Source organism: Algoriphagus sp. 10J20-15 (assembly GCF_055809615.1).
Genome location: NZ_JBVVUG010000003.1, coordinates 246,184 through 268,037 on the forward strand (window position 1 = coordinate 246,184; position 21,854 = coordinate 268,037).

The 21,854-nt window shown below is 39.5% G+C and carries 24 protein-coding genes; 11 read left to right on the forward strand and 13 right to left on the reverse strand.

What is annotated here, in order from left to right; translation table 11 throughout:
- Positions 1-33 precede the first annotated feature (33 nt).
- The 3 genes from AC0L6R_RS01570 to AC0L6R_RS01580 all read right to left on the reverse strand — a co-directional run bounded on the left by AC0L6R_RS01570 (position 34) and on the right by AC0L6R_RS01580 (position 2,396).
- Positions 34-717: a GNAT family N-acetyltransferase gene (locus AC0L6R_RS01570; protein ID WP_283413464.1), complete on the reverse strand. Its 684-nt coding sequence runs from the start codon at positions 715-717 to the stop codon at positions 34-36.
- A gap of 418 nt (positions 718-1,135) precedes the next feature.
- A complete protein-coding gene (locus AC0L6R_RS01575; RefSeq protein ID WP_473269619.1) occupies positions 1,136-1,279 on the reverse strand; it encodes a hypothetical protein in 144 nt (47 codons plus the stop codon).
- The gene (locus tag AC0L6R_RS01580; RefSeq protein WP_473269621.1) at positions 1,272-2,396 is read right to left on the reverse strand and encodes an aminotransferase class V-fold PLP-dependent enzyme; all 1,125 of its coding nucleotides are present in this window, start codon (positions 2,394-2,396) and stop codon (positions 1,272-1,274) included. The genes AC0L6R_RS01575 and AC0L6R_RS01580 overlap by 8 nt, the downstream gene beginning before the upstream one ends.
- Positions 2,397-2,640: 244 nt before the next feature.
- Between AC0L6R_RS01580 and AC0L6R_RS01585 the strand changes: the two genes are divergently transcribed.
- The 3 genes from AC0L6R_RS01585 to AC0L6R_RS01595 all read left to right on the forward strand — a co-directional run bounded on the left by AC0L6R_RS01585 (position 2,641) and on the right by AC0L6R_RS01595 (position 7,367).
- Positions 2,641-3,348, forward strand: coding sequence for a DsbA family oxidoreductase (locus AC0L6R_RS01585; RefSeq protein WP_473269623.1), 708 nt, complete (start codon positions 2,641-2,643; stop codon positions 3,346-3,348).
- Between the two features lie 221 nt (positions 3,349-3,569).
- The gene (locus tag AC0L6R_RS01590) at positions 3,570-5,993 is read left to right on the forward strand and encodes a TonB-dependent receptor (protein WP_473269624.1); all 2,424 of its coding nucleotides are present in this window, start codon (positions 3,570-3,572) and stop codon (positions 5,991-5,993) included.
- A gap of 36 nt (positions 5,994-6,029) precedes the next feature.
- Positions 6,030-7,367: a hypothetical protein gene (locus AC0L6R_RS01595; RefSeq protein WP_473269625.1), complete on the forward strand. Its 1,338-nt coding sequence runs from the start codon at positions 6,030-6,032 to the stop codon at positions 7,365-7,367.
- A 113-nt stretch (positions 7,368-7,480) separates the two neighbouring features.
- On the opposite strand, the gene AC0L6R_RS01600 is transcribed toward AC0L6R_RS01595, so the two are convergent.
- Genes AC0L6R_RS01600 through AC0L6R_RS01610 form a run of 3 tightly spaced genes read right to left on the reverse strand, consistent with a single transcriptional unit; the run spans position 7,481 to position 9,281 of the window.
- Positions 7,481-8,092, reverse strand: a complete 612-nt coding sequence (locus tag AC0L6R_RS01600) for an SMP-30/gluconolactonase/LRE family protein (protein WP_473269651.1) — start codon at positions 8,090-8,092, stop codon at positions 7,481-7,483.
- Positions 7,992-8,393: an SMP-30/gluconolactonase/LRE family protein gene (locus AC0L6R_RS01605; RefSeq protein ID WP_473269627.1), complete on the reverse strand. Its 402-nt coding sequence runs from the start codon at positions 8,391-8,393 to the stop codon at positions 7,992-7,994. The genes AC0L6R_RS01600 and AC0L6R_RS01605 overlap by 101 nt, the downstream gene beginning before the upstream one ends.
- Positions 8,394-8,402: 9 nt before the next feature.
- Positions 8,403-9,281 (reverse strand): TolB-like translocation protein, encoded by an 879-nt coding sequence (locus AC0L6R_RS01610; protein WP_283413350.1) that lies wholly within the window; start codon positions 9,279-9,281, stop codon positions 8,403-8,405.
- Positions 9,282-9,331: 50 nt separating this feature from the next.
- Between AC0L6R_RS01610 and AC0L6R_RS01615 the strand changes: the two genes are divergently transcribed.
- From AC0L6R_RS01615 to AC0L6R_RS01630, 4 genes are all read left to right on the forward strand, one after another.
- Positions 9,332-9,952 (forward strand): hypothetical protein, encoded by a 621-nt coding sequence (locus AC0L6R_RS01615; RefSeq protein ID WP_473269628.1) that lies wholly within the window; start codon positions 9,332-9,334, stop codon positions 9,950-9,952.
- Complete coding sequence (locus AC0L6R_RS01620) at positions 9,942-10,412, forward strand: hypothetical protein (RefSeq protein ID WP_473269630.1); 471 nt, start codon at positions 9,942-9,944, stop codon at positions 10,410-10,412. The genes AC0L6R_RS01615 and AC0L6R_RS01620 overlap by 11 nt, the downstream gene beginning before the upstream one ends.
- Before the next feature lie 109 nt (positions 10,413-10,521).
- Positions 10,522-10,827 (forward strand): DUF2752 domain-containing protein, encoded by a 306-nt coding sequence (locus AC0L6R_RS01625; protein ID WP_473269631.1) that lies wholly within the window; start codon positions 10,522-10,524, stop codon positions 10,825-10,827.
- On the forward strand, positions 10,820-11,200 hold the full coding sequence (locus AC0L6R_RS01630; protein WP_283413353.1) for a TM2 domain-containing protein: 381 nt from the start codon (positions 10,820-10,822) through the stop codon (positions 11,198-11,200). Before AC0L6R_RS01625 ends, AC0L6R_RS01630 begins: the two co-directional genes overlap by 8 nt.
- Before the next feature lie 262 nt (positions 11,201-11,462).
- On the opposite strand, the gene AC0L6R_RS01635 is transcribed toward AC0L6R_RS01630, so the two are convergent.
- From AC0L6R_RS01635 to AC0L6R_RS01650, 4 genes are all read right to left on the reverse strand, one after another.
- On the reverse strand, positions 11,463-12,314 hold the full coding sequence (locus AC0L6R_RS01635; protein WP_473269633.1) for an alpha/beta hydrolase: 852 nt from the start codon (positions 12,312-12,314) through the stop codon (positions 11,463-11,465).
- 66 nt (positions 12,315-12,380) lie between these two features.
- Entirely contained in the window at positions 12,381-12,836 is a 456-nt protein-coding gene (locus AC0L6R_RS01640; RefSeq protein WP_473269634.1) for a GNAT family N-acetyltransferase, read from the reverse strand.
- A 40-nt stretch (positions 12,837-12,876) separates the two neighbouring features.
- Positions 12,877-14,325 carry an alpha-L-fucosidase gene (locus AC0L6R_RS01645; protein ID WP_473269635.1) on the reverse strand — a complete coding sequence of 483 codons (1,449 nt, stop codon included), beginning with the start codon at positions 14,323-14,325 and terminating at the stop codon, positions 12,877-12,879.
- A gap of 247 nt (positions 14,326-14,572) precedes the next feature.
- Entirely contained in the window at positions 14,573-15,283 is a 711-nt protein-coding gene (locus AC0L6R_RS01650) for a hypothetical protein (protein WP_473269636.1), read from the reverse strand.
- Between the two features lie 48 nt (positions 15,284-15,331).
- Between AC0L6R_RS01650 and AC0L6R_RS01655 the strand changes: the two genes are divergently transcribed.
- Positions 15,332-15,859, forward strand: a complete 528-nt coding sequence (locus AC0L6R_RS01655) for a HEAT repeat domain-containing protein (protein WP_473269637.1) — start codon at positions 15,332-15,334, stop codon at positions 15,857-15,859.
- Between the two features lie 51 nt (positions 15,860-15,910).
- Positions 15,911-16,402 carry a hypothetical protein gene (locus AC0L6R_RS01660; protein ID WP_473269638.1) on the forward strand — a complete coding sequence of 164 codons (492 nt, stop codon included), beginning with the start codon at positions 15,911-15,913 and terminating at the stop codon, positions 16,400-16,402.
- Between the two features lie 144 nt (positions 16,403-16,546).
- Here the strand turns inward: AC0L6R_RS01660 and hrpB are convergent, their stop codons facing one another.
- Positions 16,547-18,298, reverse strand: coding sequence for an ATP-dependent helicase HrpB (hrpB, locus tag AC0L6R_RS01665; RefSeq protein ID WP_473269639.1), 1,752 nt, complete (start codon positions 18,296-18,298; stop codon positions 16,547-16,549).
- The gene (locus AC0L6R_RS01670; protein ID WP_473269642.1) at positions 18,255-19,034 is read right to left on the reverse strand and encodes a DEAD/DEAH box helicase; all 780 of its coding nucleotides are present in this window, start codon (positions 19,032-19,034) and stop codon (positions 18,255-18,257) included. Before AC0L6R_RS01670 ends, hrpB begins: the two co-directional genes overlap by 44 nt.
- A gap of 175 nt (positions 19,035-19,209) precedes the next feature.
- On the opposite strand from AC0L6R_RS01670, the gene AC0L6R_RS01675 reads away from it, so the two are divergent.
- A complete protein-coding gene (locus AC0L6R_RS01675; RefSeq protein WP_473269643.1) occupies positions 19,210-20,022 on the forward strand; it encodes a hypothetical protein in 813 nt (270 codons plus the stop codon).
- A gap of 10 nt (positions 20,023-20,032) precedes the next feature.
- Positions 20,033-20,833: a M28 family peptidase gene (locus AC0L6R_RS01680; protein ID WP_473269644.1), complete on the forward strand. Its 801-nt coding sequence runs from the start codon at positions 20,033-20,035 to the stop codon at positions 20,831-20,833.
- A gap of 40 nt (positions 20,834-20,873) precedes the next feature.
- On the opposite strand, the gene AC0L6R_RS01685 is transcribed toward AC0L6R_RS01680, so the two are convergent.
- Positions 20,874-21,590 (reverse strand): spheroidene monooxygenase, encoded by a 717-nt coding sequence (locus AC0L6R_RS01685; protein ID WP_473269645.1) that lies wholly within the window; start codon positions 21,588-21,590, stop codon positions 20,874-20,876.
- Between the last annotated feature and the right edge of the window lie 264 nt (positions 21,591-21,854).

Here is a 21,854-nt window from a genome sequence, read left to right on the forward strand (position 1 = left end):
ATAGGATTTTGCTTCCAAAAAGGAAGAATTGATTTATAAAAAGATGCTTGAAATAGTGTCCTTTGACTTGTTCAATTTAAGCATCACATATTTCTTTAATCTTACCCAGCGATCAAATAATTTGAGATCTTTTTTGAAATCCTCACGAAGGGCCAATTCCTGCGTGTGATTGCGCTTGGAATTTGGATCGTAAAGCATCGCTGTGCAAAGACAGTTTTGTCTGTTTTTACTCATTAAGATTTCGTAGTTCACACAGCTTTGGCAGCCTTTCCAGAACTCATTGTCATCCGTAAGATCTGAATAGGATACAGGAATATAGCCCAACTCAGAGTTGATTTTCATTACTGCAGCTCCAGTGGTCAATCCGAAAATATTGGATTCTGGATATTTCAAACGGCTAAGTTTGAATACTTCATTTTTGATTTTGCGGGCAAGGCCGTATTTTCTGTATTCAGGAGAAACGATCAAACCAGAGTTTGCTACATATTTTCCATGACCCCAGGCCTCGATATAGCAGAAACCTGCCCATTTACCATCGGAAGTCAATGCGATCACAGCTTTGCCTTCGTCCATTTTGGTTTCCACATAGGCAGGGCTACGCTTGGCAATACCAGTACCACGGGCTTTTGCGGAATTTTCCATCTCATCAGTAATCTGAGTGGAATAAACCTTGTGAGAAGGATTGGCTACAATAATCTGAAATGAAATGTTATCCATTAGGGATTGCATGTGTTAATTCCGAGGCAATCGGAAAATTGGTAAATAAATCAAAGGGTAGAAGGGCGAGCACGTACTCCACGTAGGAATACAAAAATTCAACATAGGGTTAAACCCTATAGAAAAATCTACACGTCCTTAAAGGAGTGAAAAAAGCAATAACATCAACTTTCAATACTACTGGAGTAGCTTGAGAGAAAGATGGCGCTATGTGATTTACTTGTGTCATGCGTAATAGGGAGGCAAAATTCATTCCTTAGAAAAGAAAATGCAAGGGTTTTAAAGAATAATTTAGAGTGAATGCAAAATTTTTATTGAATCCGAAATATGACAAGGTCTATTCCGCTTAAATAAGCTGATACAGAATAATATTTGGCAGGTAATTATCAAAAATACAATTGAGAGAAGCCCAAAAAACTTAAGTATTTCCTGACATTTCCTTTAATGCCTTAACGAATCTGTCAATTTCTTCCTCCGAAGTATAAATATTTGGGGAAATCCTACAGCCATTCACACCTCCAGACCCATTGATCGCTACTGTAAAAATTTTGTACTTATCCATAAGTGTCTTGGCCATGTCTGCAGGGGTCATTGCATCCAAACCTACATTGGCTATAGCACAGGAGCGATGAGGATCTTTTGGGGTATTCACATTTATACCCTGGAAGATCTCTTACTTGATCTGACCAGTAGCGCTGAATGTATCTCAATCGATCTTCCTTTCTCCTGCTTCCCATTTTATTGTGAAAGTTGATGGCATCTATAACCGAAAGATCTGTAGACACTGGGTGTGTTCCCGTATGATTAAGATTTAAAAGTGTCTTTTGATCCAGTTCATAAGGAGCTAGAAGCGGTCGGATTTGTGCACTCTTACCTTTTTTGACATAAAGCATGCCGCACCCAAGAGGAACACTGAGCCATTTGTGAAGGCTAGAACCGTAATAGTCACAATCCAACTCAGAAATATTGAAATCAAAATGACCAACTGCATGCGCACCATCTAGCATGACTTCAGCCCCGTAACTGTGCGCCATATCAGCAATTTTCCTAACTGGCAAAATATGACCTGTGATATTTACAATATGCGGAACCATTAATAATCTTGTGTTCGGAGTCATTGCTCTTTCATAAGTGGCTACAATCTCCTCGTCATTTTCCGGATGCATGGGGATGTCAATTCTTTTGACCTTAATTCCATATCGCCTTTCAGCGAGTTCAAACATATTGAGCAAACTACCATAATCCTGATTGGATACGATGGCTTCATCCCCGGCTTTCCAAGGATATCCTGAAATGATCAAATCAATAGACTCAGTTGTATTCCTAGTCAGTACGACTTCATCGGGAGAAGCTCCAACAAGCTCAGCCACCATCGCAGCACTTTTGGCTTTATTGTCCCATTGTACCGTCCGCATGTAACTTGAAGCTTGATAATTCACTTCTCGTAGATGCTTGATATAATTTTCTAAAGTTTCTTCAGGCAAAAAGCAGTAATACCCATTTTCAAGGTTGATGTAATCAGGTTTGAGCTTATATGCAGTACGGATTTGATCCCAGAAGTCAGCAGCATTAGGATCAAGATCTACTATTGATTTTGCCTTTGCTTTTTCTGGAGAAAAAATTGAACCAGATCCAATACCTAGGAAGGCTAAAGACTTTAAGAATTTACGTTTGTTCATAGCTGAGAGGAATTGAAGTTGGATTGGTCAAAGTATATAGCTTATTATCCAAACAATTAATAATATGATCGCAACCCAGGTAATCCAAGGGGATCGTTGAGGGAATTCGAATTTACAGATAGGGCAAATCTTTGCTTTGGAATCTACCTCCATAGCGCAGGAAGGGCATTCTTTAGTTTTCAAATCAGATGAACTCTTTTGGCTTAATTTCTATTTCATCATAAGTTAATTAAAGAATTTAGCTATGAAAATAGAAATATGGTCAGATGTAGCATGTCCATTTTGTTACATCGGCAAGAGAAAAATTGAAAAGGCAATTGAAAAGTTTCCTCAGAAAGATAAAATAGAGATAGAGTGGAAGAGCTTTTTGCTTAATCCAGATCAAGTCACTCAACCAACTAAGAGTTCCCAGGAATATCTGGCTGAAGTAAAAGGATGGTCACTTGAACAAACAAAGGAAATCACTGCTAATGTAGCCAATATGGCTGCGCAAGAAGGATTGGAATATCATCTTGACAAAACAGTAGTAGCGAATACCAAGAAAGCCCACAGACTTTTACATCTGGCTAAAACAGTAGGAAAAGGGGATGAGATGAAGGAAAGCTTACTCAAAGCATACTTTACTGATTCGGTCAATATAGATGATAATGCGGCTCTGCTAAACTTAGCAAATGAAATAGGTTTGGAAGAAAATGTTGTCACAGAAGTACTGAATTCAGACAAATTCGAAAACGAAGTAGATCAGGACATCTATGAATCGCGTCAGCTAGGAGTAAGGGGAGTACCATTCTTTGTTTTGGATAGAAAGTTTGGAATCTCTGGTGCACAGCCTGATGAGGTATTTGACCAGACTTTGGAAAAAGCTTGGAATGAATTTGCAAAGTCAAATCCAGTTCTTGAAATGTCGAAAGGGGATGGGGAAGCTTGTGATGTGGATGGAAATAAGTGTTAGAGCATCAATTTGATGAGTTAACTTTAGGGCTGTTGGATTTATTTTTCAATAGCCCTTTCTTTATTGTCTATATTTATTTAGATTTTTTATAAATAGTAAGACGCTGAATAATAGGCAGATAAGTCATTTTTCGTGTGAAGATGTTAGAATTTTTATAATCCCTATTTAGATTAATTATAATTAAAGATTAGATTTGCCTCCAGATTCATATCAGGCGGTACATGAAAACAAATCTTACCTTAATACTTTTTGCATCTGCAATTTTACTTTCTGGCTATGCTTTTTCCCAAACCGGTAAAGTATCAGGAACATTGAAATTTAACGACGGTGCACCTGTTGCCTATGCCACAGTATTTATCTCCACCATAAAAAAGCACGCGCTTTCGGACGAACGAGGAAGATATGAACTGACGGATATCCCTTTTGGATCACATCAGGTCAACGTGAGTAGTATAGAAATTCAAAAGCATGACTTTAGTATCCTCATTGATAAGCCTAGCGTAAAGGTTTCTACTATGCTCGAACGAGTTGCAGACAGTGAACTAGCAGAGGTTATAGTTGAGGCGGAGTCGCACAAAAGTGAAATAGAAGCGGCAGGTTTTGCAGTGAACGTGATTGAAACCAAAAAGGCTTCCTTAAACTCATTTCAAACCAATGATTTATTGAATAAATCCGTAGGAGTGAGGGTTCGTCAAAATGGGGGATTAGGATCTCAAGTTTCCTACAATCTAAATGGAATGTCAGGGAATTCGGTACGCATTTTTATCGATGGAGTAGCCATTTCCACTTATGGAGCATCTTTCAGTCTTAATAGTATTCCTCCTGCACTAATTGAGCGAATTGAAGTTTACAAAGGCGTAATTCCAGTCCATTTGGCTGATGACGCTTTAGGGGGAGCTATTAACGTAATCTTGAAAAAAGGAGCTATGAATAACCTAACAGCTTCTTTATCCTACGGTTCATTCAATACCCAGCAAGCCAATGTCAGTGGATCATACCGAAATTCAAATTCTGGATTTACAGTAAAAGCTTCTGGATTTTACAACTACTCAGACAATGACTACGAGGTTTGGGGCAAATTTGTCCGAAATATTCTTGCAAATGGTCGATACGAATATGTCCGAGCCAAGCGATTCAATGATGCATATAGATCTGCTGGAGCAAATATTCAAGCTGGTTTTACAAATGTAAAGTGGGCTGATCAGTTCTATCTGGGGGTTAATGTCTCTGATGATTACAATGAAATCCAGCACGGAACCTACATGACTATTCCATATAAAGGTCGTTTCACAGAATCTCAAGCCAAAGTTTTTAGCGTCAATTATGTGAAATCAGATTTCCTTACAAAAGGTCTAGAGATCAATTTCAATGGGATGATCAGTGATCGTAAAGAGGTAGTAAATGATACTGTCCGCTGGAATTACAACTGGTTTGGCGAGCAAAGCATTGGACTTAACGGTGATCCAATCCTGAGACCAAATGGTGCCCAACAGGGAGCTCCTACTATCAATCACATCAATAGAAACATTTCAACTTTCAGAGGTGGTGCTACTTATGATTTTTCAGAAAAGCATCGAATGGTTTTTAGTCATATGTACTACACCATAGATAGAACTCAGCGTGACCTGATGAGGCCTGCCAGAGAACGAGAGTTTATTGGTACTAGAGATTTAACTAAGAATATTTCTGCTTTGGCATATGAAGCAACATTGTTTGAGTCCAAGTTTAAAGCAAACCTTTTTGGAAAATATTATCAGCAGCAAATTGATCGAATGGACCCGATTTTGGTCACACAAAATGGAGAAACTGTAAAGTCTGAAGATAGGGTAGCCAGTAAAAACACGACCTCAGGGTATGGATTAGCTACTTCCTATGTATTAAATAAAGGCATGACAATCCTACTTTCGGCAGAAAAAGCCGTGAGAATGCCTTCTGAAAATGAAATTTTTGGTAGCCCCGGAGAAAACATCATAGAAAATATTGGAATCAGACCAGAAGTCAGTAACAACCTTAATCTTGGATTCCGCAGTGGGCCTTACCAGCTAACTTCAACTAGCAAATTCACTATTTACGCCTCGGGGTTTTTACGCGATACAAAGGATAAAATTGTACGAAAAATCAACCCAAGACTCAATGATGCGGTGCAAACAGATCCCTTCGAGAATTTGGGGAAAACAAAATCAATCGGGTTTGAGGGAGAGATCAACTATACCTGGAATGAGAACTTCAGTGTACTCCTCAATTTCTCGAAATTTAATTCCGTATTCAATATTCAATATGATCCAAACGGGAATGAGTACAATTATTATAACCAGCAGCTTCCAAACGAACCATTTTTCACGATCAATTCAACGGTTCAGTATGGATTTAAGAATTTGATCCAAGATCGCTCCGCACTAAATCTTTATTACAGCTTCGGATTTGTAGATCGATTTTATACCACTTGGCTGGAAATAGAAGACTTCCGGACTCCCCGACAATTCATCCAAGACATCGGTTTGAATTATGTTTTTCCAAGTGAAAAGCTGGTGATCAGTGCTGACTTGAAAAACATTTTTGACCAGCAGGCCTACGACAATTTTGCTGTTCAAAAGCCCGGTAGAGGTTTTTACCTTAAGCTAAACTACAGCATTAATAAATTTTAAATCAACCTATTATAGTTAACCAACCACAAGTAAATTATGAAAAAGCAATTCTTAAATTTTTTGACACTTGGAGCCTTAATGAGCACAGTAGCACTTAGTAGCTGTAGCGATAATGGTGGTGACCCTATCACACCTCCTGTGGAGACAGAAGATAGATTTATCACTGTAGCGGGAGCCTTGATGGGAACAAATCCTGGAGATGGAAACGGTGGAACGATGGTTTATTCAGTGACCAAAGAGGAAGCAAAAGATCCTGATACCCAGATCAGCGTATATACCGAGGGATTTGGAGTGAAATCAAACAGAACCGCTCGTCTGCAATCTTCAGAGGATGGCTCTACCTTATTCAACATCGCATATACCGGTGATAATGGCGGTGAATTCTCCAGATACACAGTTAATGGTGGTGGAAATTTCGTTCAGTCTGACGTGTCAGTGAATATTTCCCAGTATGCAGGGACTTCCCCTCGATGGTTGAAATTATATGATGGAGACAAAACAGGTATTGCCCTAAACATGGCGAATATTACAGCGAACAATGCCCCAACTGAAGCAGATCCTAATCCACTAACTCCATTTGAATACTACAGAGGTGTAGCTACAATTTTGGCTTTGGATCTAGAGGAGTCATTGATTAAAAACTATGTGCAATATGAAATTCCGCTTACCGAAGAGGAGGAAGCTGCTGGTCATACTATTTTTAGACTAGACGGGTCAGTACTAAATGCTGCTGAAGATAAGCTGATCATCGGAACTTGGATGCGTAAATACAATGTGGCAACAGGTGAAACGGAAGGAGATTATGAAAGATTGGGTACTAAATCAGTGGTAGTAGATTATCCATCATTTGCTAATCCGACAGTGATTACTTCGACTGTTGCGCATGGAGACAATAGTGGTTACAGAAGTCATTATAGCTACTTGGGTGATGATAATAACATCTATCAGGCTACCGAGAGAGACCCTGCGGGATCTCATATTCTCAAAATCAACCAAAACAATGAATATGACAATTCTTATGTCTTCAGCTTAAATGATGCGCTTGGCTTAACGGGGGTTACCATTGAAGCTTGGCAGTATGCACAAAACGGGAAAGCATTCGCACTTATTTCTCATGATGGTGCTGAAAATGGCTTCGTAGTTTGGATGGATTTAAATGCTAAAACGGCTTCTATTGTTGATCTTCCTTACGATCCTGACTTGGAGTTCAATCAATATCAAGGTTTTGTAGTAGATGGTACAGATGTCTATATGGCTTTTACTCCAGTGGGCAAAAATGGAAACATTTATATTTTAGATAGCAATACTGGCCTTGCTAGCAAAGGTGCTACCTTGGTTAATCAGCCAGGTAATCACTATATAGGTATTTTTTAATCAGCAGTTTTTTCTAGCATAGCTAAGTAAAAGCAGGCTATCCAACCATAAAAAACCCGGGAGATTAATTTTCTTCCGGGTTTTTTGCATTCATAATCTAATATTAAATGATCTTACCAAACTCCTCTGTTTTTCATTTGTAAAGTGTAAACTGCATCAGTAGCGGTAATAAATAGCGTTTTCCTATCCAAAGCTCCAAACACCACGTTGGCTGTCCATCGGGATGGAACAGGAATGTGTGCGATCTGCTCACCATTTCGATTAAATACTGTAACTCCATTTCCAGTGAGATAAACATTGCCACGCTCGTCTATAGTCATGCCATCGGAACCCATTTCACAGAAAAGCTCCTTATTGATTAGATAGCCATCTTCCCTCACCTCGTATTTAAAAGTTTTTTTGGCACCTATATCAGACACATAAAGGAACTTACTATCTGGCGTTCCTACGATACCGTTAGGTTGAGTCAAGTCTTCTGCAACTGCGAAAAGCTCAGTTCTATCTGCTGACAAAAAATATACATTTTGCCCTTGCTGTTCAGAGTCTTTGCTGCGTTCCCAATAAGGTCTTGGATAAAGGGGATCAGTAAAATAAATCCCACCTTTCGGTCTAACCCATAGGTCGTTAGGCCCATTGAGCTTTTTTTCCTTTAAATGCTGAAATCCAAACTTCGTGATTGCCCTCAGTATCGAAAGCCCAGAGTTCGTTTTTATTGTCTGCAGCAGCTACCAAAGTGCCGTCAAGAAGAAAATACATTCCATTTGCACGACCAGCATCTTCTTTGAATACGCTGATTTCATTAGACAAGGCATTCCACTTGTGGATTCTATTATTAGGCTGATCGGTGAAGTATACATCTCCAAAACGATTAACAGCAGGACCTTCAGTAAACTCAAAGCCATCTTGTACTTTTACCAATTCAGCATTTTTGGCTACAATACCTTTTTTATCTTCTATTTCTTGAGAAAATCCCTGCGTTCCAACCAAGATTGCAGCTATTAATAAGGATGATTTAATGGGGTTCATAGTGTAATGTTATTTTCTATTCATTGCGACCACTAGCACATTAAGATCTGCGCTATAGGCCATTCGGGTGATGTTTTGATGCGTATTAGATTCTATTTCCCCAAGAGACTTCCACTCGGAATCAGTATATTTTCTTACGAAAATCTCATTTCCTGAAGCCATCAAGAGGTGCTTTTTGTCCAGCCAGATAAAATCCTGAGAACCTAAAAGTCCTCCAAGATATACTTCTCTTTCTCCATTTTCAATATCGTAGCTTTTAATAATTCCAGCTTGCCCCTCCTCTGGTTGCGTCATATAAGTGATTTCAGAGGAGTTTGGTCTTTTTTGGATGGAGCGGGAGATGGCAGAGTCTATTTCAATCAGGTCATTTCTCCCTTTGGCATAAATTAGTTTAGTTGGATTTCCCAGCACAAACATCGCTGCTTTATTGTCATACCAGTCGTAGTAGCCAACAGGTTCTATGTCGTCGTAAAGTAGTTCAGCGGGTTCAAATGAGGTAGGGTAAAGCCATATTCGCTGCGTCCCATCTGCCTCCATCACTACAGCGGAGATATACATACCACAATCCGTAATCCTGGGAGAGAATTCACTTCTATCGGATGTTTTGGAAAGATTGGTGAATTTTTCTGCTTCAAAATTATAGACTATTATATCATGATTTCCTTCTACATCGGCAGCGGAGAAAACTAGTTGATAGTCATTGATGAAACTCGGCTGATTGTCATATTCAACTCGGTCAGTGAGAGCTTTTGCCGTTTCAGGTAATAATTTTAAGTTGCCTCCCTTGCCACTTGTATGGATCACCCAGAGGTCTGTACCTACTTGGGCAATGCATGAACAGACTAAAAACAGACAAAAACTAGCAGTAAGGAAAAAACTCTTTTGCATGGGTTTTAATAAATTTTTCAACCAAAGTACAAAATCAAGGTTAGAATGGTGTGAGTAAACTAAAACTATACCAGAATATCGAATTTGACCACTTGAGAATGCTTCAAGATCCGCTTGCAGATCAGTTGGTTAAGGTATTGGTAAAATATCCAGAATTAATCACTCAGGTAAACTCTTGGGCAGAAATCCCCAATGAGATAGAAGATTCTTATCCTCCAGCATTTCAGGCCTTTTTTAACTTTTATTTGGAACAAAAGGAACTACCGGAAAAAATTCTGGCTCAGGGTCAACGGCTCTTTGATCAAAAAGGTGATTTATATCTAGCCATGCTCGGGTTTTACTCGCTTCCTTATGCTTACGCGTTTGGAGATGGGGCGGAGGTGCTGGTAAGGTCAAAGCGCATTCTCAATGATATCGGTCGTAGATTGGGAGAAACGGGGACGTTTATTTTGGATATTTTTGAACCAGGGGCATTTCTCACCAAGAAGAAAGCTTTTCTAACCTGTGCAAAGGTTCGGTTGATCCATGCATTCAGTCGGTATTTTATTTCTCACTATTCCAATGACTGGAATGAAGCATTTGGTAAACCCATCACAGCAGGAAGACCTGATCGGAACCAATCTTTCTTTCAGCCTGATCGTCATTCGAGGATGGAAGAAAATGGGGTTTAACGTTAGCTCTGAAGAAGTTTCCTTGATTATGCAGTATTGGAAATGGGTGGGACGATTGATAGGAATTCAAGAAAAATACTGGCCAGATAATCCCAAGGAGGCATTTGCATTGGAAAAACTTATCCGAAAGCGACATTTAAAATCCACGACAGCAGGACATCTCTTGATCCAAGCTTTGATTTCTTATTATAAATCTTCCATAGCAGATCCTTTGATTTCTAGCCAAGTAGAACCCATACTATATTTTTTCTTGGGGAAAGAAGCTGCAAAAGCATTGAATATCCAATCCTCCATTCCTATAAATGGAGAATTGCTGGGCTTGGTTTTTAAATTCTCAGGTTGGAAAACTTACGGAAGTGTGAAAGGATATGCTCAGATAGCCAGGCAAAATGAATCCAATCAAATAGCCCTGTTTGGAGAAAAGCTGGAAATTAAATTACCGACATTAAACCGTTCATAACCGTACACTTTTATGTTCGTTTGCATTCACTTACCTTAGCTTAAACTGGTAATTAAGGCATTCAAAGGCACTTTTGATCAATGGCATCTTTTTCGTACATCTAGCAGACATGAAGGTAATCACCCGATGGATATCAAATTTGCCGCTAGAGCTGATCTTCTGGATTGGTAGTTTAGTTGCAATTATTTTCCTAGATCCTCATGGAGGGAGTCATTTAAGTCTCTGTCCGCTGAGTCAATTAGGTATAGATTGGTGTCCGGGATGTGGACTAGGACGCTCTATGAGTCTTCTTATTCGAGGAGATTTCTTGGCTTCTTGGGAGATGCATCCACTGGCATTGCTAGCGTATGTGGTTATTTTCTCCAGAATTTGGCAACTTATTAAAAACTTAAAAACAACACACAATTATGGCTAATGTATTAAGACACCTTCCAGAATTGGAGGGAATGGAACTGGGTTACATCCAGGGTTTGATGAAAAACATGGATGAGGATCAAGCATCTCTTTTCGCACAGGTATATCGTGCTAGAAGAAAAGACTCCCAGATGATTCTGATTTTAACTCTTCTTGGTTTCTTTGGTTTTGCTGGATTACATAGATTTATCCTCGGTCAAATTGGTTTGGGTATCCTTTATATTTTGACCATCGGACTATGTTTTATCGGTACGATCGTCGATTTGGTAAACTATAAGAGTCTTGCCTACGAGTATAACATCAAAGTGGCTCATGAGACGATGAACATGCTGAACGCGAATTACCCTGGAGATGTGACTAACACGACTACCTAATTATAAACTTAACTAGTGCTAAAGCCGGAGGAAACTTCGGCTTTTATTGTTTCAACCGTCGAGGTTTTTAAAACTTCAACAGTTCTATATTTTTTTTTGATTATCCGCTTTTGTGCCAGGATGGGGTCAAAAGCAAAGAAGAATAGGTTAAACTTAGACATTGAGGCCGCTTCGATCATCGGTCATCCGGCCAGAAAAGCAAAGAATTTAAGGTGACTGGCATCTTTGCGGATAATCATATTTATTTTTAAAACTATAGAAGCTATTCTATAACCAATATCGAATCTTCTTGCAAATAGCCCAGTGATTGTAGGAAAATATCCGTTGCTTCAACAGTCTTTTTATAATTTTCGAATTGGGAATAATTGAAGAAACCATGTGGTTGATCTTCATATAATATCAAATCACATCTACTGCCAACCTTCTCCATCACCATCTTATAATATTGACCTGTGGCTACTGGGATTAATGAGTCTTTGGTGCCAAGCAAAAACAGGGTAGGAGGTGCACCAGCTACAACGTTATGCAAGGGTGAAAATTCTTTGTATTCTCCTCCAATTCGCTCATATCCATATCCTCCTGGCCCATTGTCTATTACGGGGTTAAATAGTACAAGAGCATTAGGAACAGGGCTAATAGACAAGTCATCAGTGATCTCATTGTATCCCTCTATTAAAGCTGTAGCTGCAGCCAAATGACCACCTGCAGAACCTCCAGCAGCAATCAGTTTATTTCCATCTATTTGAAAATCCTCTGCATGTGCTCTTAGGTATCGGATAGCAGATTTAGCATCTTTTAATGATTCATATGGACCTGTCTTATGGATATTTTTAATTCTGTAATCTGCTAAAAAACATACAATCCCCCTTTTTGCAAAATAAGCTGCCTGAGGCTCGAATTGAGCTCTACTTCCTGAATTCCACCCGCCACCATAAAAAAATATTAATGCAGGATATTTTTCACCTGCAATCATTTGATCGGGATAGTACACTTCCATAAATAGCTCAGTGGTATCTATCGACTTGAAGGGAAATAATTCTTGAGCAGCAGAAATACTGAAAGTTGATATCAGGAGTGCAAGACAACTGAGAAGGTTAAGGTAGGTTTTGTTCATAAGCCTATGTGGGGATTGTTCGTTTTAGGTAGTTAGCTTTGAAATAGATTCGTGTGATACCATGTGTTAATCTTTAACGTGAGTCGTCATTTCTATGTGCTCTATGCCATCTTCCAAGTATGTTTCTCCTGCATTTTCAAATCCAAAGGACTTATAAAATTCATTAAGATATGTTTGAGCTCCAATCCTTACTGAACAAGAACCATATTTTCTTGCTATAAAGGCGAGAGATTCCTGCATCAACCTTCGTCCGGCACCTATGCCACGTGCTTTTATATCACTCACTACTCTCCCTATGGAAACTTCAGGAAAGGAAGCTCCTGCTGGCAATATTCTAGAATAAGCTACTAAATAATCATCTGACTTGATCATCACATGATCGGCTACTTGATCCTTATTATCTGCATCTTGAAAGACACAATTTTGCTCTACAACAAACACATCATTGCGGAGCCTGATGATAGCATATAATTCCTTACTACTGAGCTCCTCAAAGGTCTTTATAACTGTAGTCAATTCCATTTTATGATCTCTTGTTTGAATTTTAGCAGTAAGACTCACTTTATTCTGAAATGTAACGTATCACAATTGCAGGAGAATTTGCTAGTTTTTCCCGCAAGTTCTTTGGAACAGTAACTACAGTTTTTCCGTCTTCGGTTTTCCATTTCAAAGATTTATTCTCACCAAGAATAATGATTTTACTTCCTTTTTTTGGCGGATTAAGACTCCAAGAGATGGTGTGTTCTAGTTCTTCATTCTCTTCCAATGGAAGCAAAGCATATAGTTCCTTGGCTTTTCCTTGGGTGAAGTAAAGTTTGCCATCCTGAAAATTTTCAATGGCACGCGTATTATATATCCCATCACCATTCACTTCCAGCCACTTTCCAATCTCCTCTAATCTAGAAACCTGCTCAGGTAGAAAAAGTCCATCTGCTGTAGGACCAACGCCCAACAATAAGTTTCCACCTTTGGCTACAATTTCAATTAATAGATGAATTACTTTTCGTGATGGTTTGAACTTATCATTTGGCACATAGCCCCAAGCACCGCCAAGGGTGATGCAGCTTTCCCATGGATCAGAAGACATTTCAGACGGTATTCCCTGCTCTGGCGTTCTATAGTTTTCGAATGGTCCATGAACTGTCCTATCCACTATTAATATTCCTTCTTGGTTTTCTCGTACCATTTCAGCCACTTTCGGCATGTCGATTTGCTGATCAAAATCAGGAATTGGTGCGCCCCAACTGAGTACTTCCTCGTTCACTGTAGATTTTGGTCGTACCCAACCACCATCTAGCCATAGGATATCAATGTCTCCATAGTTTGACGTGATTTCATTCAATTGATTATGGGTGAACTGCACATATTGATTCCATCTCCAAGGATGCTTTCGAATGTCATAATTTACATTTCGGTCTGGAGTAGCACGATAATCCCACCAGTAATACTGGGAATGCCAGTCAGGCTTAGAATAGTACGCCCCAATCATCATATCCTTTTCACGAAATGCATCAAATACATACTTAGCAACGTCAGCTTTCGGGTGATTTTTGAATGGCCCGTTGGAAATCTTGTAATCAGCAAATTGGGTGTCATACATATTGAAGCCATCGTGATGCTTTGTAGTGAAAACCACGTATTTCATTCCTGCTTTTTCAGCGGCATCTGCCCATTGTAAAGGATCAAAACCTTGAGGATTAAACTTTTCACTTAAGCCCCAATACCATTTTTTGTAGTCTTCATAGCTCTGAGTTGTATCTTTTCTATTGATCCAATCCTCATTATTGATGCTCCATGATTCTACTATTCCTGGTACGGCATAGATGCCCCAGTGAATCAGGATTCCAAATTTCTGATCTCTCCATTGTTCCAATTTCTCCGCAACCTTTACATCTGTGGGGTATTCATATTCAGATGAAGTAGGATGAAGAGTATTCTGTGCTGAAGTTCTTAGTGAAATGGCAAAAACAAAAACAAGAAGCCAATTGAATTTATTGCTGTTGTTGATCATTGGAAAAGGGTGAGATTAATTAAAGATTTTTACTTAGATCCGCTAAAGTAAAGTGCTTAACAATGAGTCAAAAGGGAAATCATTTCAAATTACACTCTATTGAATTATAGGTTTGAATAGATTAAAAATTTACAAGGATCCAAGTCAATTGAAAAAGCATGGACCATTCAGGCCATAAAACGTATCAGATCATTTACTTGACTAAGAGGCTCATGGATATTAATAAATGACCTACGTTATTTATTAATTACCAATTATTATCCTCATTTTCAGCACTTTGATCTATATCGTCCAACTTACTAAAGATCTCTTGACCTTTATCAGAAAGCAATAAATGAACTCCAGTCAACTTCTTATGAATAGCTTGTAAAGTTTCAAAATCAGGTTGCTGCACATGAAACGGAATACTTATTAAATTTTCTGCATTCTTGGAAAACGGGGTCGGTGTTTCACTTCCAAAGAAATAAGGCCAGAGCGTTTTTCCACAACTGATACCCCACGTTGATATCGCATAATTCTTCTCGTATTGTTGGAGTCGCTGATTGATTTCCTCGAAAAACTGCTCAGATTCTCCCAATCTCAATCGAGATCCTGCTCTCGATTTACCCTTAGTCTTTAAATATTTGATCTGACTTTTTCCTTGTTTTTGCCGAACCATATAAGCTCGGAAAACTTTATGATCCAGCATTTCACCATTATGAAAATAGCCTGTAACTGCTATTCCAGCGCGGATCATTACTATCCCTAAATGAAAATCATCTTTTAATTCCAGTTCGCCGGATTTGTTAGGCGACATATTCCAAGGAAGGGAAACCCGGGCTAGCCAAGACTCAGAATCCGATATTATCCACTGGTGCTTGGCTTTTTCAAAAGAGCTAATCAATCCTAGCCTTGTGCTGAGATCCAGAATTGACTGGTACTTTTCAAGACTAATTAACTTAGGATTGCCGGAAATCATAGCGGGGGAGGCTTTTCAATTATATTTGCACAAATAAACCGAAAAATCATGGACGAGGAAATCCAAAGCTTGATTATGCGCATGAGCGATCCTAATGAAAAGGAGGCTTTTTACTTTGCAGATAAATTGGAAAAAAAACTTGACGAAACCGGAAAGAACGCGGTCATTGAGCTGGTTAAAGGGGACAACTGGGAGGTTTCTTACTTAGCTTGTCGAGCACTTTCCCAATCTCCATACAATGAAGAGTCTCTTGATGCGATTTTTGAGGCTATTACAGACAAAAAAAATAGAGCTCATCAAGGAGCCTTTGTTCAAATTTTGGAGGAATTCGATTTAAGCCTTCGTTTTGTGGATATTTTTAGAGTATTTCTCTTTGGCAATTTCAAAGCTCAAGCATTGGCTAAGATGTATTTGGATGAAGTGGAATTCGATATGACTCCGCGAACACTTCGAAAGGCTGAAAAACATTGGAACCATTACCTGCACAATCCAGAAGACGAAGGAAGTCTTCAATTAAAAAAATTAGAAGTAGAACCCATCTTGGAAGAAATTCGGGAATTATTTACAGAGGACTAACAACATTTGCCTGATTATTGTGTTTTTATAATACAAAAAAGGAATGTTGTAATGAGGAAAAAGGATGTTATTTGTCTGCACTCGGAATTTTTCAAGGAAAATGGATTTGAATTAAATCAATCACAATTGTTCTTTGAGAAGGTTTTTCCTCATGGAAAACAGATAGTTTACGTTCATTTTGTAGAAGGTTCTAACGAGAGTTGGGTTGAATATCATTTGGGAATTCGTATAAATGAAGTGGAAGAATTGGTTAAAAAGTACCTTCCAACTCCTGATGACTATGCTGAACAATCCATTACCTTGGCGCGAACGGCCAACAATTTGGGGAATTGTTACCCACGTAAAATCAGGGTATCAAATGAAAAGCAACTTTCTGAATTAGTTTATTCAATAGAAAATTTCTTTCTAACAACAGGTTTCAGATGGCTAGATCAAATGATTGATCCCTATGTACTCGAGCAGGAATTTTTAAATCATAAGGAAGGTTCATTTGAAAATTACAATATGGTAGAGTCAGCCTTTAAGATCTACTGCGTTAAGTAAACTCTACAATCCGGAAGATTACCCTATTCTAAGACAGTCCTTCCTCGAGAAGATCAATTCTGAAGAAATGACGCCATTTACTATAGCAGCCTTCCTTCAATTCCTGAACTACTTGGATAACTTTAATCCTGTCGCTGCCTAAAGTCAATACTTCTTTTTCACACCTCTAACAGCTTCGGCTGCTATTGGGTCTTCAGGCCATTCATGCTTTGGATAGCGTCTTTTTAGTTCTTTCTTCACTTCATAATACCCATTTTGCCAAAAGCTTTTAAGATCCTGCGTGAGTTGAACTGGCTTATATCCTGGTGATAACATCTCAATCAGCACCTTTACTTTGCCACTATTGACAGTTGGGGTTTCTAGCAAACCGAAAAGTTCTTGAAGTCTTACGGCTAGAAGAGGGATTTCATCCTTACGGTATTGCAATTTTATTTTACTGCCAGATGGCACCTCAATGCTTGCTGGTGCAAGCTTATCGAGTCCCTTTTGTTGCTCAAAATCAAGAGAGTGTAAAAGTATTTGACTCAGGTTTAACTTTTTGAAATCCTCATTTTTCGTGATGTGCTGTAAATATGGAGCGATCCAAACTTCTGGTTTTTCACATAGTTCGGCTACTGACCAGCTAGGCCAAGATTGCTCAGGATACCAGCTTTTTAAGTTTTGCACTCGCAAAATTAATTGCTCTACATCTTCATTGAAATCAAGCAAATACTCTCCATCCTCGCGGATCGCCTCTAGAATTGCTTCTGTCACGTCTCCATCGGAATACTTTGCCAATGGTCTAGTACCAAGGATAATCGATCCAATGCGAATCTCAGCATGTGCTTGCAATCCACCTTTTTTTCTATCCCATTTCAGCACTTCTTTAGTTTTCAACATAGGGGCCAAGTCCTTTGGATTAATTGGAGCAGCCATCCAGATTTTCCCCATTCCTTCCCGAGCGTCTACGTGAGCCACAGCAAGCCAAGACTCATGAGCCAGATCATCCTTATGTCCAATTTGGGCTATTTTTCCATTGGCCAGTTGAAACTGGGCATTATTACCAGGACGAGCTGCAGCGATTCGCTCAGGATAAGCATAGGCTAGGAGTAGACCTGTTTGCCATGGATCAACAGGACTATTGTCGGGCTGAATATTGAACATGCGACGGTAAGAACCCGCCATCTTTTCAATCTTTTTAATGCGAGGGATAGCTACATCATGTTTCCTATATCGGCGAAGTGCTTCAATTCTTAGATTCAAATCCACCCCAGCATCAGGCCCCAGCGGATCGCGCTCATCCAGAATAGCTGCTATATCAGTAGCCAAACCTAACTGATCAATCTCTTCTGCATTGATTAGCATGTGCGCAATTCGCGGGTGTGTTGGTAACTTATGAATTTCATTACCGTGTGGTGTTAGCTCACCATCTACAATAGCTTCTATGGATTCCAATGTTTTTTCTGCCAAAGCCAAAGTTCCAGCTGGAGGAGGTGTAAGCCAAGTCATGGAGCGAATATCCTGTTTGCCCCAAGCTTTCATATCCAGCACCAAACCAGTCAAGTCAGCTTCCATCAATTCTGGAGTTCTATACTCATTCAGTTGATTTTGAATGGATTTAGTCCATAATCGATAGGAATGACCAGCAGTCAATCGTCCTGCTCGGCCGGACCTTTGATCAGCAGAATCCTTGCTGATTCTATGCAAAACCAGTCTTGATAAACCAGACCTTGGATCAAATCTAGATGATTTGGCGAAGCCTGAATCCACCACCACTTTCACTCCTTCAATAGTCAATGAAGTCTCAGCAATGTCAGTAGAAAGTACAATTTTCCTTTTTCCCGAAGGGTGAGGCATGATCGCTCTGTTCTGATCATCCTGGCGAAAGCTGACCATAAAGAGGAAATATGAGATCATCTGGAAGCGCTTTTCGTAGAATTTCCTGAGCCTTTCGGATTTCCCCTTGACCAGGTAAAAACACTAAGAAATCACCCTCATGAACTTTGGTCAAAGGAATAATCTGTCTCGCAGCATCCTCTCCGATAGCATATTCATCCAACTCCTTCATGTAATTCACTTCCACAGGATACTGCCGACCTTTACTCTCGATTACTGTAGACTTAAGCATGCCCGAGAGGACTTTCGCATCGATTGTCGCAGACATTAACAAAATCCGAAGATCAGGTCTCAGAACTTGCTGCACTTCCCGGCAAAGTGCCAGCGCAACTTCAGAGTGAAGATTGCGCTCATGAAACTCATCAAAGATCACCAATCCCACATCCTCCAACGCGTTATCTGAATGCAGCATGCGCGTCAAAATACCTTCAGTAATAACTTCCAATCTTGTATTAGCAGAAATAGCCGATTCAAATCTGATTCTATAACCTATCAGATCACCCAATTGGGTATCCGTCATAGAAGCCATTCGTTGGGCAATCGTCTTTGTGGCCAATCTTCTTGGCTCCAGCATTATGATCTTCTTACCAGCTAGCCAAGGCTCATCCAGTAAAGTCAGCGGAAGCAGCGTGCTCTTTCCAGCCCCAGGAGGCGCTTGGATGATCAAAGAATTAGCGGAAGAAAGCTGGGATTTAACTTGAGGAATAATCTCCGATACAGGGAGATCAAAAGTAAGGGAATCAAAATTTTCGAGCATGGGATGCAAAAATAAGGGATTCTCAGTAGAAAGGGAATTGGAAAAAAGGGCTGGCAGTTGCGATGTTACTAATCCTTCTATTCAATTCTCAGTTATTTCAAGTAACTTATTCACCATTAGTAGATTCCATTGTCGCTGGAATAAGCACTATGTTCTTTTACTTAAACGATAAATCATGAAGAGCCACTTACTATTTTTTGTACTAGTCGTTTGTGCTAGCTGTGATGCAGATCCGAATAAGGTCACAGAGGTGACTGAAGTAGACGAATCTACCATTAGTGATCATATAGCACGTCTAGCTTCCGATGAGTTTGTGGGAAGAAAACCATTTACAGAAGGAGAAGTCAAAACAGTGAATTATCTGAAAGATGAATTCGAGAAATTAGGTCTTGTGCCAGGGAATGGAGATAGTTTTTTTCAGGATGTGCCTATGGTCGAAATCACAGGTACTCCTTCAGAAAAGATGATGATTTCTGGTAATAAAGGGAGCGTTGAATTAACTGTTTTAAAGGATTTTGTAGCTACGACGAACAGAATAGAGTCCAAGGTCAGTCTTGATAACTCAGAGCTTGTTTTTGCAGGATATGGGATAGTGGCTCCGGAATACGGATGGAATGACTATGAAGGGATTGATTGGAAAGGCAAAACGGCTGTTGTGCTGATAAATGATCCCGGCTTTCAGTCAGGAGATTCTACTTTATTCAAAGGCAATGAAATGACTTACTATGGCCGATGGACTTATAAGTATGAGGAGGCGGCAAGACAAGGTGCAGCTGGATTAATTATTATTCACGATACCGAACCTGCTTCTTACGGTTGGAATGTTATTGAATCAGGTTGGACAGGAGCCCGATTAATTATAGAAAGCGCTTTACCACAGCTAAATGTCGAGTCATGGATCAGTGGGGAAAGTGCTGCGAAAATGTTTGAAGCTTCGTCAATGAAAGGTCAGGACTATAAAAACCCTATCCCGGGATCAAAACTTTAAACCAATTCCATTGGATTTGAAGGTATCGGTTTCTATTCAGAATGAGATCAAAAGGGATGTTTCCAAAAATGTGCTGGCTATGATTCCCGGTACTGATAGAAAAGATGAGGTGATTATTTACTCTGCACATTGGGATCATTTTGGAGTTGGTAAAGCAATAGAAGGTGACTCCATCTACAATGGCGCTGTAGATAACGCTTCAGGAACTGCTGGCTTATTAGCTATTGCAGAGGCATTTAAGAAAACTATTGCAACCCAACGCTCTGTAGTATTTATCGCCTTGACAGGTGAGGAGCAAGGCTTATTGGGATCAGCTTATTATGCAGAAAACCCAATTTTTGATCCAAAGAAGACAGTTGCAAATATCAACATTGATGCACTTGATAGTCCTGGAAAGATGAAGGACCTTACGATAACTGGCTATGGTCAATCAGAAATGGATGAATATGCTAAGGAAGTTGCTCTGGCACAAGGAAGGTATATCATCCCAGACCCTGAAGCCGAAAAAGGTTATTTCTTCAGATCTGACCACTTCAACTTTGCCAAAATCGGAATTCCAGCTTTATACGCTAGCGGCTCTTATGAGGGATTTGATTACACAATAGCCGAGATAAAAGAGCATAATGATAACTATCGAATCAATAAATATCATCAACCCTCTGACGCATACGATCCATCAACTACCAATCTTAACGGAGTACAATTGGATTTACAGCTGTTTTTTGAGGTAGGAATGAAAGTCGCGAATGAGGATTACTTCCCGAAATGGTATGATGGCAGTGAGTTTAAGGCAGCCAGAGATGAATTTTAGTGTAAGGGTGAAAAATCGCTCACCCTTACTTATTATAAGCTTATAATTTACCGTTCAATTGATCATGTAGTTTACCCCAAGTCCCTTCAGTTTTGTAGGGGATAAAACTTGCAAAGAGTTCTTCTGCGTACCAGCCTAGCTCTCGTGTTTTTTTGATTACTTCGAGGTGAAGTGGATTTCCATAGGCATAGTTGTGCATAGCTTCGTATGATTCCCAAATGCTAAAAGTCGCCTGCATAAACCATGGATATTCGCCTATTCCAATTGAATAAATTGAGCCATTGACCTCATCGACTTTTTTTCCCAAAGAGGGTACTTTACTCCAGAATTTTGGGAGAAACTTTAATTTTATCCTAGCCCTGGTGATTACTGCAATAGGTCCAGTAGGGGTTAAGTTCTGAGTTTGATAAGGGTTTGATCCTGACCAAAGGCCATGTGCTCTGGTGGCCTTCAAGAAGATAGTAAACAGCTCGGTTGTTCTATTTTTAAATTCTGAAAACATCGTTGATCTCTGAAAAAAATCATTCGCATGCTCTTCTGAATCCCAGACACAGTGAAGCGCATAGATATTGACATTCAGCATTTTAGAAAAACCATTTTTCCCCCCACTTCCCATTAGTTTGAAAAATTTGAGTCCGGATACCTTTTCGAATTTTTTTGGAGCTTTCGGCATCTGAGCAAAAATCCAGAAGGCATTAGATCCTTGAAATCTTAACAAAGTAACTGTACTGACTTGGGAGATTGCTTGATCGCTCATAAGTTGGATTGCCTAAATCAATTCTGTAGAGCAGAAAAACTATTTTCTACCCACTGATTTACATAAAAAGACATGCCAGCAATGGAATCTTATATTTACGTCTTATGTATATCCGCTTTTTCTATCAGTAAAGAGGGAAAAGCAACCTAGAATTTGTTCAAAATTATATTTGAGTTCACTTCGGTCATCGGTCTTCCGACCAGATAAGCAAAGAATCTAAGGCACTTGGCATCATTGCGGATAATCACATTATGTTTTTAGCCC